Origin of the sequence: Gramella sp. KN1008, from assembly GCF_004332155.1 — a bacterium.
Taxonomy (GTDB): domain Bacteria; phylum Bacteroidota; class Bacteroidia; order Flavobacteriales; family Flavobacteriaceae; genus Christiangramia.
In genome coordinates this window covers 258,078-270,997 of the sequence record NZ_SJDV01000005.1, presented here as the reverse complement: position 1 = coordinate 270,997, position 12,920 = coordinate 258,078, and the positions used below count along the sequence as shown (strand labels likewise).

The 12,920-nt window shown below is 40.0% G+C and carries 14 protein-coding genes; 7 read left to right on the top strand and 7 right to left on the bottom strand.

Features of this window, described 5'->3' with window-relative positions:
* Positions 1 to 52: 52 nt before the first annotated feature.
* The 3 genes from trpA (at position 53) to EZJ28_RS11485 (ending at position 1,178) form a co-directional block, all read left to right on the top strand.
* Positions 53 to 823, top strand: a complete 771-nt coding sequence (gene trpA / locus EZJ28_RS11490; protein WP_131397974.1) for a tryptophan synthase subunit alpha — start codon at positions 53 to 55, stop codon at positions 821 to 823.
* A 73-nt stretch (positions 824 to 896) separates the two neighbouring features.
* The gene (locus EZJ28_RS16035; RefSeq protein ID WP_165499071.1) at positions 897 to 1,040 is read left to right on the top strand and encodes a hypothetical protein; all 144 of its coding nucleotides are present in this window, start codon (positions 897 to 899) and stop codon (positions 1,038 to 1,040) included.
* Between the two features lie 3 nt (positions 1,041 to 1,043).
* Complete coding sequence (locus tag EZJ28_RS11485) at positions 1,044 to 1,178, top strand: 30S ribosomal protein THX (RefSeq protein WP_131397972.1); 135 nt, start codon at positions 1,044 to 1,046, stop codon at positions 1,176 to 1,178.
* Between the two features lie 7 nt (positions 1,179 to 1,185).
* Here EZJ28_RS11485 and EZJ28_RS11480 read toward each other — a convergent pair whose 3' ends face one another.
* From EZJ28_RS11480 to EZJ28_RS11465, 4 genes are all read right to left on the bottom strand, one after another.
* Positions 1,186 to 1,851 (bottom strand): uracil-DNA glycosylase family protein, encoded by a 666-nt coding sequence (locus tag EZJ28_RS11480; RefSeq protein ID WP_131397970.1) that lies wholly within the window; start codon positions 1,849 to 1,851, stop codon positions 1,186 to 1,188.
* Positions 1,852 to 1,892: 41 nt separating this feature from the next.
* Entirely contained in the window at positions 1,893 to 2,654 is a 762-nt protein-coding gene (gene yaaA, locus EZJ28_RS11475; protein WP_131397968.1) for a peroxide stress protein YaaA, read from the bottom strand.
* A 217-nt stretch (positions 2,655 to 2,871) separates the two neighbouring features.
* Positions 2,872 to 3,936 (bottom strand): RluA family pseudouridine synthase, encoded by a 1,065-nt coding sequence (locus EZJ28_RS11470; protein ID WP_131397966.1) that lies wholly within the window; start codon positions 3,934 to 3,936, stop codon positions 2,872 to 2,874.
* Positions 3,926 to 4,546, bottom strand: a complete 621-nt coding sequence (locus tag EZJ28_RS11465; protein ID WP_131397965.1) for a PASTA domain-containing protein — start codon at positions 4,544 to 4,546, stop codon at positions 3,926 to 3,928. Before EZJ28_RS11465 ends, EZJ28_RS11470 begins: the two co-directional genes overlap by 11 nt.
* Before the next feature lie 101 nt (positions 4,547 to 4,647).
* Here EZJ28_RS11465 and EZJ28_RS11460 point away from each other — a divergent pair, with 101 nt between their 5' ends.
* Positions 4,648 to 5,625: a D-alanine--D-alanine ligase gene (locus EZJ28_RS11460; RefSeq protein WP_131397963.1), complete on the top strand. Its 978-nt coding sequence runs from the start codon at positions 4,648 to 4,650 to the stop codon at positions 5,623 to 5,625.
* A gap of 4 nt (positions 5,626 to 5,629) precedes the next feature.
* On the opposite strand, the gene EZJ28_RS11455 is transcribed toward EZJ28_RS11460, so the two are convergent.
* Positions 5,630 to 6,823, bottom strand: a complete 1,194-nt coding sequence (locus EZJ28_RS11455) for a hypothetical protein (RefSeq protein WP_131397961.1) — start codon at positions 6,821 to 6,823, stop codon at positions 5,630 to 5,632.
* Positions 6,824 to 6,928: 105 nt separating this feature from the next.
* Between EZJ28_RS11455 and coaD the strand changes: the two genes are divergently transcribed.
* Positions 6,929 to 7,384 carry a pantetheine-phosphate adenylyltransferase gene (gene coaD / locus EZJ28_RS11450; protein WP_131397959.1) on the top strand — a complete coding sequence of 152 codons (456 nt, stop codon included), beginning with the start codon at positions 6,929 to 6,931 and terminating at the stop codon, positions 7,382 to 7,384.
* 77 nt (positions 7,385 to 7,461) lie between these two features.
* Here the strand turns inward: coaD and EZJ28_RS11445 are convergent, their stop codons facing one another.
* Positions 7,462 to 9,750, bottom strand: a complete 2,289-nt coding sequence (locus EZJ28_RS11445; RefSeq protein ID WP_131397957.1) for a TonB-dependent receptor domain-containing protein — start codon at positions 9,748 to 9,750, stop codon at positions 7,462 to 7,464.
* A 175-nt stretch (positions 9,751 to 9,925) separates the two neighbouring features.
* Between EZJ28_RS11445 and EZJ28_RS11440 the strand changes: the two genes are divergently transcribed.
* Positions 9,926 to 11,677 (top strand): M14 family metallopeptidase, encoded by a 1,752-nt coding sequence (locus tag EZJ28_RS11440; RefSeq protein WP_131397956.1) that lies wholly within the window; start codon positions 9,926 to 9,928, stop codon positions 11,675 to 11,677.
* Here EZJ28_RS11440 and EZJ28_RS11435 read toward each other — a convergent pair.
* A complete protein-coding gene (locus tag EZJ28_RS11435; RefSeq protein WP_131397955.1) occupies positions 11,645 to 12,268 on the bottom strand; it encodes an NUDIX hydrolase in 624 nt (207 codons plus the stop codon). The two genes, EZJ28_RS11440 and EZJ28_RS11435, sit on opposite strands and share 33 nt — an antisense overlap.
* An 8-nt stretch (positions 12,269 to 12,276) precedes the next feature.
* Here EZJ28_RS11435 and pyrE point away from each other — a divergent pair, with 8 nt between their 5' ends.
* The gene (pyrE, locus tag EZJ28_RS11430) at positions 12,277 to 12,918 is read left to right on the top strand and encodes an orotate phosphoribosyltransferase (RefSeq protein ID WP_131397953.1); all 642 of its coding nucleotides are present in this window, start codon (positions 12,277 to 12,279) and stop codon (positions 12,916 to 12,918) included.
* Positions 12,919 to 12,920 lie beyond the last annotated feature (2 nt).

Below are 12,920 nucleotides of genomic sequence, written 5' to 3'. Positions count from 1 at the left end.
TATTGGGATGCTGAACTAAATTCAGCGTGACGACAAAAAATGATTTTATAGAATGAACAGAATCAAAGAAAAACTCAAGGCAGACCATAAACTGCTTTCTATATATTTCACAGCAGGTTTCCCGAATATCGATGATACTGAAAAGATCATCAAAGACCTGGAAAAAAGCGGGGTAGATTTTATTGAAATCGGACTCCCGTTCAGTGATCCATTAGCTGATGGACCAACAATTCAGGAAAGTTCCACCAAGGCGCTGAAGAATGGAATGACCACTACAAAGCTTTTTGAACAATTGGAAGGTATTAGAGAAAAGGTTGAAATTCCCCTGATCATTATGGGATATTTCAATCCGATCCTGCAATACGGCGTGGAGGAATTCTGCAAGAAATGCCAGGAAACAGACATTGATGGGTTAATCATTCCAGATCTGCCGGTAGATGTTTACAATGAGAAATACCGTGAACTATTCAAAAAATATGGTCTTATCAATGTCTTTCTGATCACTCCCCAGACTTCAGATGAACGTATAAAATTCATTGATTCGGTCTCTGATGGATTCATTTATATGGTGAGTAGCGCCAGTGTGACCGGTTCAACAAGTGGATTCGGAGAGGAAACCCGGAAATACTTTAAAAGAATTGATAATCTGCAATTAAAAAATCCACAGATAGTAGGTTTTGGAATAAAAGATAAAGAAAGCTTTGACCAGGCTACCGAATTTGCGAAAGGAGCAATTATTGGAAGTGCATTTATAAAATATGTGGATAAGAATGGAATTTCAGACATCTCCTCATTTGTCCAAAATGTTAAAGCTTTAACCTAATTGTAACAGCCTGTTAGCAGGTTTTTATGCGGCTTCTTCCTATCTTAGAGTTGAATCATAAAATTTGAACGTTATGGGAGGACCAATTGAAGATAAGCACAAAGAAAGAAGCAAGGATCAAAAGAATCCTACGAATCCAACGGGAAACCGTAATGAAAAGACCAATGAAGTGGATATTGATGAAAAAACTATCAAAGATCAACAGAACAAAAAATAACTCATGGGAAAAGGTGATAAAAAAACCAAACGAGGAAAAATCGCCATCGGCACGCATGGTAAGTTAAGGCCTAAGCGTAAAAAGTTTAAGATTAAACCAACTACGCTTGCCGATCAGGAAAAAAAAGAATTGCAATGATTAGCACCTAGAAAAATTCTTTATACTGAAGAACCCTGAAATCAATAGTATTGAATTCAGGGTTTTTCTTTTTTAGATCCTTATACAACTGAGAACTTCCCACCGCTATATTGGCGGCTCCGGAGGGTGCGATCAAAGAAACAGTTTTGATCAACCTGCCATCAAGTACAAACTGATGAATTCGAGGAGATCTGTTTGAAATCACCTTTAGACGAATATCATGAGTTGACTCCTTTAAATATTTTCTGAAGAAATATTCCGGGCCATTCTTAGAATTCCCGCCGGTAAAAAGGAGCGTATCTATTTTCTGGTTTTCTTTAAGAATACCTATCATATCCCTCAACTCCACCTTTTGCATTCCAAGATCGGAAGCATCGATCTTTTCTCGCCGACTGCTTTCCACCACATCACAGATCCCGATCCCTCTTTCCCGAAGGAATCTTTTACGTTGCTCTACAGCCTCTTCGGTATTCTCGAATTTAAGATCCAGATCGAAGATCCGGTCTAAAATGATCCATAACAATCCATCTCCACTTCCATAACAAAAATCAACATCATCTTCCCTAAGCTGCCTTTTTGTGAATCTTGGCGGCGGAAGCGTGCCTACGATCAGTTTTGTGGCATTTTCCGGGATAAATGGAGGGAAAGGATGTTTGTGATGGAAGAGTTCCAATTTAAATAGCTTTTTGCTGAAAGCTCTATACTTAAAGCTTATTATCTTATAAATGTCGGTTCATTCTCCTTTTCGGTATATTCCTCACTAAAGCGATAACTGTCATAATCAAAGCCTTTTATATCATCCAAAGTTTTACAATCATTATCAATGATGTAACGAACCATGGAGCCACGTGCTTTTTTCGCGAAGAAACTAATGATCTTAAGTTTTCCATTCTTGAAATCCTTAAAAACCGGAGAAATCACCGGGACTTTCAGTTTTTTCTCATTAACAGCCTTGAAATATTCGTTACTGGCCAGATTCAGAAATAGCTCATCATCCTCCAGTTCACTATTTATATAATCTGTCACCTTATTTTCCCAGACTTCATAAAGATTCTTTTTTCTTTCTATTCCAATGGAAGTTCCCATTTCAAGTCGGTAAGGCTGAATCAAATCTAACGGACGCAAAATTCCATACATTCCGGAAAGAATCCTCAGGGTATCCTGCAGCCTGTCAAGTTTGTCAGTTGGAATCGTATAAGCATCGAGTCCGGTATAAACATCTCCGTTAAAAGCATAGATGGCAGGACGGGAATTCTTCTTATCGTGTTCTTCCTGAAATTCCTGATACCTGGTATAATTAAGATCTGCCAGCTTATCACTAATACTCATCAGGTCCGAGATCTCTTTCTTGCTTTGGCGGGAAAGTTTTCTATTAAGTTTTACAGCCGTATCAAGGAATTCCGGCTGGGTTCCTCTTGTAGTTGGTAATTTTGAGTCATAATCCAGCATTTTTGCCGGCGAAACAACGATTTTCATTTCTATTCGGTTAATTTTCCATCAAAGATAACCCATCAGTTCAAAAACCGAAAGATCGCTGAAATTTGTTTCTTATGAATCGATAGAAGCCACTTATACACTAAAAATCGCAGCTTTACTGCGTGAGGGATTGAGGCATTGTTGGAGCTCGTCCTGAGTCGCTCGAGAGACAGCGACTGCTGAAAGCCCGACCCAAAATCTCATTTTGGGACACGCCCTAATTATCCAGAAACTCCTTCTGATTCTTAGCGTAATTACGCCACTTCTCAATACAGTCTACCATATCCTGCGGTAGTTCAGAATTAAAACTCATCCATTTGCCGGTTTCGGGATGAGTAAAACCTAGCGTTTTAGCGTGCAGCGCCTGCCGCGGAAGCAATTTAAAGCAGTTATCGACGAATTGCTTGTATTTTGTGAAAGTGGTTCCTTTTAAAATGCGGTCACCCCCGTAACGTTCATCATTAAAAAGTGTATGACCAATATGCTTCATATGTACACGAATCTGATGCGTTCTTCCCGTCTCAAGTTTGCAGGAAACCAGGGTCACATACCCAAAGCGCTCAAGAACCTTATAATGTGTTACTGCGGGTTTACCATTATCAGCATCATCTCCCTGATAAACTACATTCTGCAATCGGTTCTTCGGATTCCGGCCAATATTACCTTCTATAGTACCTTCCTCTTCCTCTACATTCCCCCAAACAAGAGCGATATATTCACGTTCACTGGTCTTATCAAAGAACTGTTTTGAAAGGTGGGCCATAGCCTGCTCTGTTTTAGCTATAACAAGCAGCCCGCTGGTATCCTTATCAATACGATGAACCAGTCCCGGCCTGTCACTGCTATTATTAGGCAGGTTATCAAAATGATGAACCAGAGCATTTATAAGTGTCCCGCTGTAATTGCCATGCCCGGGATGTACTACCATACCGGCAGGTTTGTTAACCACGAGCAGATAGTCATCTTCAAAAACTATATCAAGAGGTATATCTTCAGGAACCAGCAAGTATTCATACGGCGGATGCTCGAACATAACCTGCACCACATCACCGGCCTTGACCTTATAGTTCTGTTTTACCGTTTCGTTATTTACGTAGATATTTCCGCTTTTCGCGGCTTTCTGAATCTTATTTCGGGTGGCATTCTCAATGAAGTTCATCAGGTATTTGTCTACCCTTAAAGGCTTCTGACCAACCTCTGCAACAAACTTATGATGTTCATAAAGACTTTCGTCCTCTTCCTGCTCCTCTATCTCTTCTCTCTGGTCTTTTTTAGAATTCATCAACTTCGTTTTCTGTTTCGTCTGCATCATTGGTATCCTCCGTTTCCTGATGATACCTTCCACTACCATCACCTAATACCAGGTCTATAACCGAGGTTTTCATCAATTCATCTCCCGGCTCTACTAGTTTTCCTTCATGCCTGAGTTCCAGCACCACATCTTCTGCGATGTCCGGCTTATAAGTGATCTCTCCTATCTCAAAACCAAGTGAACGCAGAGTGGGCTCTACCTGTCGCCGAGTCTTTCTTATAATTTCGGTTGGAATCTGGATCTTACGATAGCCCGATGGATTAAGGGTGAGATATATTTTTCTGTCTTCTTTTACAAATTTGCCGGGTGCCGGTACCTGGTCTATTACAGAATACTTAGGGAATTCGGGATTAAAATTAGCAGAATCCAGTATCTCATATTTCAGATCAAGTTCATCGAGTTTATCTTCTACCACATCCAGATTCATTTTTGCCAGATCTGGCACCTCAATTCTTTGATCCTGGTTGGTAGAATAATCAAGCCATTGCATCGTTAAAAATGCTATAACAACCAGTACGATAACCGCAAGTACTAACTGTATTAAAAAGGTCTTGCTAAAAATAAATCTGAATAATCCCATAGTTTATTGATAATGGGCAAAGATATAAAACCCTTTGGTTTTGGTGACTGCCCTTTTAAGTGATATTTTTGTTTAACGACTTCTAACCCGATATATTGAATATGAAGAAAAGTATTGCCATCGCAATGGGTGGATATTCCAGTGAATATCGCATCTCCATCAACAGCGGAAATATAGTTTATAAGAATCTTGATCGTAAGCTTTATGAACCTTACCGCGTACATATCTTACAGAACGAATGGTTCGTGGTGGCAGCAGATGACACTCCATATCCCGTAAATAAAAGTGATTTTACTGTTACCATTAATGATAAAGTGATAAGATTCGATTGCGTTTTTAACACGATTCATGGAACACCCGGTGAAAATGGGCTTTTGCAGGCATACCTGGAATTACTGAATATTCCGCAAACCAGTTGCGATATGTATCAGTCGGCCCTTACTTTCAACAAGCGAGACCTGATAAGTGTTTTAAGACCTTATGGAATAAATACCGCCGTCAACTATTTCCTGGATAAGGGTGAGGAAGTTAATATTGATGAAATAGTGGATAAAGTAGGACTTCCATGTTTTGTGAAGGCCAATCGCGCTGGAAGTAGTTTTGGTGTAGCAAAGGCAAATACCAAAGAGGATATTGTTCCTGCAATAAAAAATGCCCTATCTGAAGATGATGAGATCATTATTGAATCCTTTCTTGACGGAACAGAAGTTTCAGTTGGTGTGATCACTTATAAAGGTGAGATCCTGGCACTTCCGGTGACCGAGATCGTATCAGAGAATGAATTCTTTGATTATGAAGCAAAATATCTGGGAAAATCCCAGGAAATAACTCCAGCGAGAATTTCTGAAGAAGACACTGAAAAAGTTCAGAATATCGCAAAAATGATATACAGGAAGTTAAAGATGAAGGGTTATTCAAGGTCTGAGTTCATCTTTCATAATGGCGAACCCCATTTTATTGAAATGAATACAAACCCGGGACTTAGCCAGGCAAGCATCTTACCTCAGCAGGCAGAAAAAGCCGGAATAAGCCTGCAGGAACTTTTTGGAAGTGCTATTGAGGCAGCTCTGGAAAACTAAAAGATTATAAATCGCGTTTTACACCCCTAACAATTCCCCCTATACCCAGTGTTAAGGTATGAACGTTACCATTATAGCCGGGGTAGTCATCAAATTGTGGTATCGTATAGCCATATCTGAGTCTCACAAACCAGTAGGTCTTTTCGTTGGGAATTAGCGTGCCTGTTTCCCAGCCCAGTTTCATATTAAGATTCACTCCTAAAGTGTAGGCAGTAGAAAAACCAATCTGCAGGTCCTCAAGTTCGGGTCGTTTTTCAACATCTGCGGTAATAGGACTTACGGCCGCAGCTCCAATCCCAGCAAAAGGACTAAGTTTTAATTTATCATTTTCCAGTACACTATATCCTATGGAAGCTTCAGGTAAAAACACCAGAACTGCAGCGCCCTTTTCCCAGGTTCCCTGATCAAATTCCCGGTCCCTTAATGTTTTACTGAACCCAATATAGTTCCGCAGAAAAAGGGTAAAGTTTTTATATTCCACATCTAAGGCAACCCCCATTGGAGCATGATTGTTATATTGATCGCTTATTTCCCCGTTAAAAATTCCATATCCACTGAAAAATTCAAAACCAAAACCCCAGTTAGACGATTTAAACCTAAACCTGATATTATTCCTGACGTAATCATGAAATTTCCCGGATGAATATTTATCCAGATATAGATCTGCCATTTCATTAATATCCTCCTGCGGAACAGTGTTCAAAGGTTCTCCCGAAACCATATAATTTAAATGAAGGATCAGGAAATCCTTCTGTTCCTGTTCAAGAGAAGAAGCAATGATCTTGCTTTCCAATTCTTCGATCTCGGCCATGGATCTCTCCACAAGTTTAAAATATAATTGGTCCTTCTCAGGGGTGATTTTTCGCTGGAATTCAGCAAAGTCTTCTTCTGAAAATTCAAGCACCATATCCATCAAAGCATAATATTCACCCGTCCAGTATAAGATCATCCATTCTTCACTGGGATAAAGAGCCACATAATCCTCATCCTCAATTTCAGTGACCAGGTAATCTTTGATTTTCCGAACTTTTTGAATATTCTCTTCCATAAAGCTATCCAATAATAGCTTTCGGCCTTTGGAAATAAGCTGACTTTTGGAATCAGAATAATTCATTATCTCCTGTTCCAGATCTTCATTCTGTGCGTTTGAAGCCACTGAGACCAGGAAGCACATTATAAGTAGGTAGAAATTTTTCATGCAAACGGTTAAATATGCCAAAAGTAGTCTTTTTCCCGATGCATTATTTAAATTTGAGAAAATCTCCAGCCATTTTTTTTAAATGGAAATATCTATCTTTATACTATGAAAAAAGCAGTTTTTCCGGGGTCATTCGACCCTCTTACTTTGGGACATACAGATATTATTGATCGTGCGCTGCCATTGTTTGATGAGATCATTCTGGCCATAGGAACAAATTCAAGCAAAAAATATATGTTCAGCCTGGAGGAAAGGCTTCACTTTCTGAAAGAGACTTACAAAAATGAACCGAAAGTAAAGGTAGAAACTTATAAAGGCCTTACCGTAGAATTCTGCAAATCTCAAAATGCCGGTTTTATTCTTCGCGGATTGCGTAACGCCCAGGATCTTGAATTTGAAAAGGCCATTGGCCAAACCAATTACAAGATGTCTGGTATAGAAAGCGTCTTTCTCATTTCCAGTTCCGGAAAGTCCCATATTTCTTCTACCGTAGTACGGGATGTGATACACCATGGCGGGAACTATGAGTTTATGGTACCAGATGTGGTGAGAAAAAAGTAGTTTCCCTGTCAATTCTTAGAGAGACTAAAAAATTCAAATATTATAAAGGCGGATTACTCCGGAATGCGATTTTAACTTCACAACTCATACTTCACGCTCATTCCTCCAAAATAATTTCTGGGATTCCCCGGATAATAATATCGAGGTGCAGAACCACCAAAGCCAACAGCATTTGTAACAACGCTCGCAGCATAATGTTCATCAAGAAGGTTAATTATTCCAAAATTAAGCTGAAGAGCAAGGTCACGACTTAGAGTAAGGTCATAATCCAACTTAAGATTAAGCAACTGATAGGCGCTGGTATATTCTGTATTTTCGTCATTTAGTGCTATTTCCCCAAACGCCTGGTAATTGAATTTTGCAGAAAAGTCTTTAAGCTTAACTTCCATTCCCGGAGCGATCAAATATTCCGGCGTGCCGGGAATCTCATTTCCGGAGTAATCTTCTCCTCTGTCTACGAACTGTTCATATTTAAAAAAATTGAAATTAGAGTTCAGAAATAAATTCAACTGCCAATCTTCAGCAAGAATAGTATTAAAAGAAGAGCTGAATTCAATCCCCTTCCTTTGGGCTTTGCCTGCATTTATCCCCACATACTGGTCCTGGCCTACCCGGCGTGCAACCAGCAGATCACTGATATGAATGGAATACAAACTCGCTTCGGTATATAAGCGGTGATTAAACCAGCTACCTTTGAACCCCACCTCATAATTCCAGCCTTTTTCGGTCTGCAGATCAGTATTTATAAGCCCTTCCGGAGTAAGAGTTTCTTCTACCGTAGGAGTAGAAAAGCCATGACTTATTGAAATATACAAGTTCTTTTCTGGTAAGGCTTCATAACTAAGGCCTAAACGCGGGGAGAAAACAGGGTCAAAGCTATAGTCGCCGGACTGATCTACATCATCGTCCGGAAAATCATCCTCAAGTGAATAGGCGGTAGAATTGAAATTAAATCCCAGTTCCAGAAGGAGTTTTTCGGTAATATCCATATTCATCTGTCCGAAAATATTCACATAATCCCGGGCCTGATGATTCTTACTCAACAGCTCTCCCTGAATGCTTCCGGGCTTTTCAGACTCTTCATAGAGATTCTCAAAAGTGGCCATATCATACCATTCCAGCATAGCTTCAGACCCAAAACTAAACTCTGCTGACCTTTCAAGTAAGGAGGTTTCCAGATTAAACCTGGTTCTCATGCCCACTGAACTTCTCACATCATCAAGAATGTTAAAAGGTCTCGGCTCATATCCATCACGGGCATTATAGAAAACAGAAGTCTCGTTCCTAAACTTTTTAGTGAATATATGTTGGTATGACAATCCGATGATATTTTTACTGTAAGATTCATAGCCGGCAGATTGCGCCCAGGTGAAGGCTGCTTTTTCGGGCGTATTCAGAAAGTCTGTTTCGTTAAGTGAACTGGGAATAAAGGCCTTTATATTAGTATAAGAATAAAGGAAAGACCAGTAATTGCCTTTCTTACTAAGAAGTCCCGCATTTGCCGTCATCGAGATCCTGTTGTATTCCCCATTATCCCGATAACCTTCACTATCAATCTTATTGTAATTTACCGAAATGTCCAGGCTATCCTTTACATAAGTAATATTCATTCTGGACTTCCGCGTATTGAAACTAGCATATGTAAAATCCCCACTTACAGATCTCTCATCTTCAGTTATCCTTTCAGTATAAAGATTGACCGCACCGCCTAATCCCGCTCCAAATAATGAAGAGACGGGTCCTTTTACTATTTCGATACGATCCAGGAATTCCGGATCAAAATCATCCAGGGTCAGATCTCCTTCAGCGGTGGTTAAAGGGATAGCGTTTATATAAGCCTTGATACGGTTTGTACTATACTGAGCGCGTGAACCTACTCCACGAATATTGATCTTATTAGTATTAAGCGCGCCCTGGTTGACATACACACCGGGCAGATAATTGAAATCCTCAACAAGATTAATATTACTGGTCCTTTGCAGATCGGCTTTGGAAATGAGGCTTACAGCCGCCGGTGTGCGGATTAGTTTCTTCGGAATGTTCGGACTTCGCAAAATAACTTCAGACAACTGATCTATTCGGCGTTTCAGAAATACCTTAATATTCCTTCCCGAAGAATTTAGCCTTATTTCCTTATTCGTATAGCCCGGAATCGAAAACCTTAATCCTAATGGGAAATCAGCCTGGCTAAGGGAAAAATAACCCATTGAATCTGAAAAGACAGTTTTGCCCGAACCCACTACCTCAACCCTGACATTCCGCAGTAGTTCTCCAGTCTGAATATCCCTAATCTCCCCGGCAACTTCCTGGCCGGCAAGGAAATTAACGCATAGAATTCCACACAGAACAAGTAAAAATTTATTCAAAACAATCGTTTGTGTTACAATTTAGTTTAAAATCTAAGAGAATAAAGCCTTAAAGCTGTCATTGATAAACTCGCAACCATACTTTAACACTTGTTGAAATCCAAGATAAATCCTAGGATTTTGGCTGCTTTCAGACTTTTTAAGTAAGTTTACGACAATATTTTCAGAAAACTTTATGAAAAGATTGTGGTTGGTACTGGGGATTTTGATCAGCCTTACCTCCTGTGATTTCTCAAAATACAGGTTAATCAAGGAATATGATTTTGAGACCCATTTTGAAAAATCGGCAGGAAAAGAAACCGACACCTATTACGGGGTAATCAATTTTTATGAACAACTGGCAGATGCTTACGATGAAGTAAGCTTGCTGGAATTTGGAAAAACAGACAGCGGCCTGCCTCTTCACCTGGCCGTTTATCATCCTGCCGGAGAACTAGACTTGGAAAAGTATAGAAAGTCCCACAGCATAATGCTAATAAACAATGGTATTCACCCTGGAGAAAGCGATGGGATAGATGCAACCATGATGCTTTTCAGAGATCTGGCGGGCGACTCCATAACTTCACCCAAAAATACAATTATAGCGACTATCCCTATTTATAATATTGGGGGAGCTTTAAAGCGGAATTCAACTACCCGAACCAATCAAAACGGGCCGAGGGAATACGGGTTTAGAGGTAATGCCAGAAACTATGACCTTAACCGCGATTTCATTAAGGCAGATACCAGGAACGCACAGACTTTTTATAAGATCTTTCATTACCTGAAGCCAGACGTTTTTATTGACAATCATGTAAGCAATGGTGCCGACTACCAGTACACCCTAACTCACCTGTTCACACAGCACGATAAACTAGGAGGGAATCTGGGAGAATACATCCATAAAAAGATGATGCCCGCGCTGGAAGACTCGCTGAGAGCGAAAAAATGGGATATTACCCCCTATGTAAATGTCTTTAATGAGGTTCCTGAAAAGGGTTTTTCTCAATTCCTTGACTACCCACGTTATTCTACGGGATATACCACTTTATGGAACACCCTTGGGATGATGGTAGAAACTCATATGCTCAAGCCGTATGATAAAAGGGTAAAAGGAACATATGCGCTGATGCATTCAATGATTCGAATCACCGATGCTGAAACCTCTATGATAAAGGATCTGAGGAACCAGGCACGAAGAAAATATCTAACGGACCGCCATTATAACCTGAGATTTGAAGTGGATAAAGAGAATCCTTCCAAAAGAGAGTTTAAAGGTTATGAAGCCGAGAATTTTACAAGCGACGTTACAGGACAGGAAAGGTTAAAATATAACCGTGAGAAACCTTTTAGCAAGGAAATAGAATATTATGACAATTATACGGTTACCCAGGAGATAGAGATCCCCCGGGCTTATATAATTCCGCAGGGATGGTGGCAGGTCATTGATCGTTTAAAGATGAATGATATAAAGATGGAAACGCTGGACAGAGATACTCTTATTGAGGTTGAAATCTATAAGATAGAGGATTTTGAAACCGTTGATTCACCCTATGAAGGTCATTATCTTCATAAAGATCCAAAGGTGAGCAAGTCTCTTGAAAAGATCAATTTCAGGAAAGGTGATTATCTCATCACAACTTTTCAGGATGGAGCGAGATATCTACTGGAAACTCTTGAACCAATGGCCGTGGATTCTTTCTTTAACTGGAATTTTTTTGATACAGTCCTGCAGCAAAAGGAAGGTTTTTCACCGTATGTGTTTGAGGATATAGCCACAAAATTACTGCAAGAAAATGCGGAACTCCAGGCTGAATTTGAAGAAAAGAAGGGCACCGATTCGAATTTCAGAAATAGCTGGTATGCTCAATTGGACTGGCTTCATAAGCAATCCGAAAATTACGAGGAAGCTCATTTACGCTACCCGGTTTCCCGACTTCCCCGCTAGGTATTTCTCAGGAAAGAGCATCTTGATATTGGCATAGGATTTTTTGAGAGCTTTCTGGCTTTTTTCAAAATTCTTCCATTTTACTTTTTTGATTCCTTCGCTCTCTTCCGGAACCAATTCTCCGTCATATTCAGTATACATCTCATACCAGTAGGTCTCCTTTAGACGTAATTTCCCTTTTCTGCGAAATACATGATAGGTTCTTGTAATAAATCGGGTGATCTCAAGATCGTGAACACCAGTCTCTTCTTCTACCTCTCTAATCGCACAGGTCTTCACGTCCTCATTTTTTTCGATCTTACCCTTAGGCAGATCCCATCGCCTGTTTCGGTAAATAAAAAGTATCTCTTTTTGAGGATTAACCACCAATCCTCCTGCTGCAGTGACCACCCTCATCTTCTTGAAGAGATATTTAAGCAGCTTGGTCTCATCTGGATGATAAAGATTCACGTACATTAATTTTCCCTTAAGAATTCTCTTAACCACCTTCTTAAAACGCACAGTCTTTAACGGAAAAGATGTATATTTTTCACCAATTTCTTTCTGTGTAGAAAGAATAATGGGAATATCATTTACAAAAACTTTATACATTTGCAGCTATGATTTTAAATAAAGAAACAGCGAAAAAGACTGCTGAACTTTTGTTGCAAATTAAAGCAATAAAATTAGAACCACAACAAGCCTTTACATGGGCAAGTGGCTGGGAATCCCCTATTTATTGTGATAACAGGATCGTCCTGTCGTATCCAATGATCAGAAATTACGTGCGTGAGCATTTTGCGAAGCAAATCGAAGAAAAATACGGGAAACCAGATGTAATCGCAGCGGTCGCGACCGGCGCCATAGGAATAGGTATGCTGGTTGCCGAATATCTAAGTCTTCCTTTTGCATATGTTAGACCTGAACCAAAAGGACATGGCCGGAAAAATCAGATAGAAGGGAATCTCGAGGAAGGTCAAACCGTGGTGGTAATAGAAGACCTCATCAGTACTGGTAAAAGCAGCCTAAATGCGGTAAAAGCTCTTGAAGAAGCGGGAGCCAATGTAAAAGGCATGTTCGCGATTTTTACCTATGGTTTTGAGACTTCAGAGAAAAGTTTTAAAGAAGCCGGCATCGAGTTACATACCCTGAGCGACTACGAGCACCTAATAGAAACAGCACAGAACACCAATTATATTAATGCAGAAGAAGCCGGGACCCTTCGCAAATGGAGAGAAGATCCTGCCAACTGGAAAGCCTAAAT

Coding starts and splice junctions, on each gene's coding strand:
- EZJ28_RS11460 (WP_131397963.1), top strand. CDS start 4,648: ATGAAGAAAAGTATTGCCATCGCAATGGGTGGATATTCCAGTGAATAT.
- EZJ28_RS16035 (WP_165499071.1), top strand. CDS start 897: ATGGGAGGACCAATTGAAGATAAGCACAAAGAAAGAAGCAAGGATCAA.
- EZJ28_RS11455 (WP_131397961.1), bottom strand. CDS start 6,823: ATGAAAAATTTCTACCTACTTATAATGTGCTTCCTGGTCTCAGTGGCT.
- coaD (WP_131397959.1), top strand. CDS start 6,929: ATGAAAAAAGCAGTTTTTCCGGGGTCATTCGACCCTCTTACTTTGGGA.
- EZJ28_RS11470 (WP_131397966.1), bottom strand. CDS start 3,936: ATGAATTCTAAAAAAGACCAGAGAGAAGAGATAGAGGAGCAGGAAGAG.
- EZJ28_RS11465 (WP_131397965.1), bottom strand. CDS start 4,546: ATGGGATTATTCAGATTTATTTTTAGCAAGACCTTTTTAATACAGTTA.
- EZJ28_RS11485 (WP_131397972.1), top strand. CDS start 1,044: ATGGGAAAAGGTGATAAAAAAACCAAACGAGGAAAAATCGCCATCGGC.
- pyrE (WP_131397953.1), top strand. CDS start 12,277: ATGATTTTAAATAAAGAAACAGCGAAAAAGACTGCTGAACTTTTGTTG.
- yaaA (WP_131397968.1), bottom strand. CDS start 2,654: ATGAAAATCGTTGTTTCGCCGGCAAAAATGCTGGATTATGACTCAAAA.
- EZJ28_RS11440 (WP_131397956.1), top strand. CDS start 9,926: ATGAAAAGATTGTGGTTGGTACTGGGGATTTTGATCAGCCTTACCTCC.
- trpA (WP_131397974.1), top strand. CDS start 53: ATGAACAGAATCAAAGAAAAACTCAAGGCAGACCATAAACTGCTTTCT.
- EZJ28_RS11435 (WP_131397955.1), bottom strand. CDS start 12,268: ATGTATAAAGTTTTTGTAAATGATATTCCCATTATTCTTTCTACACAG.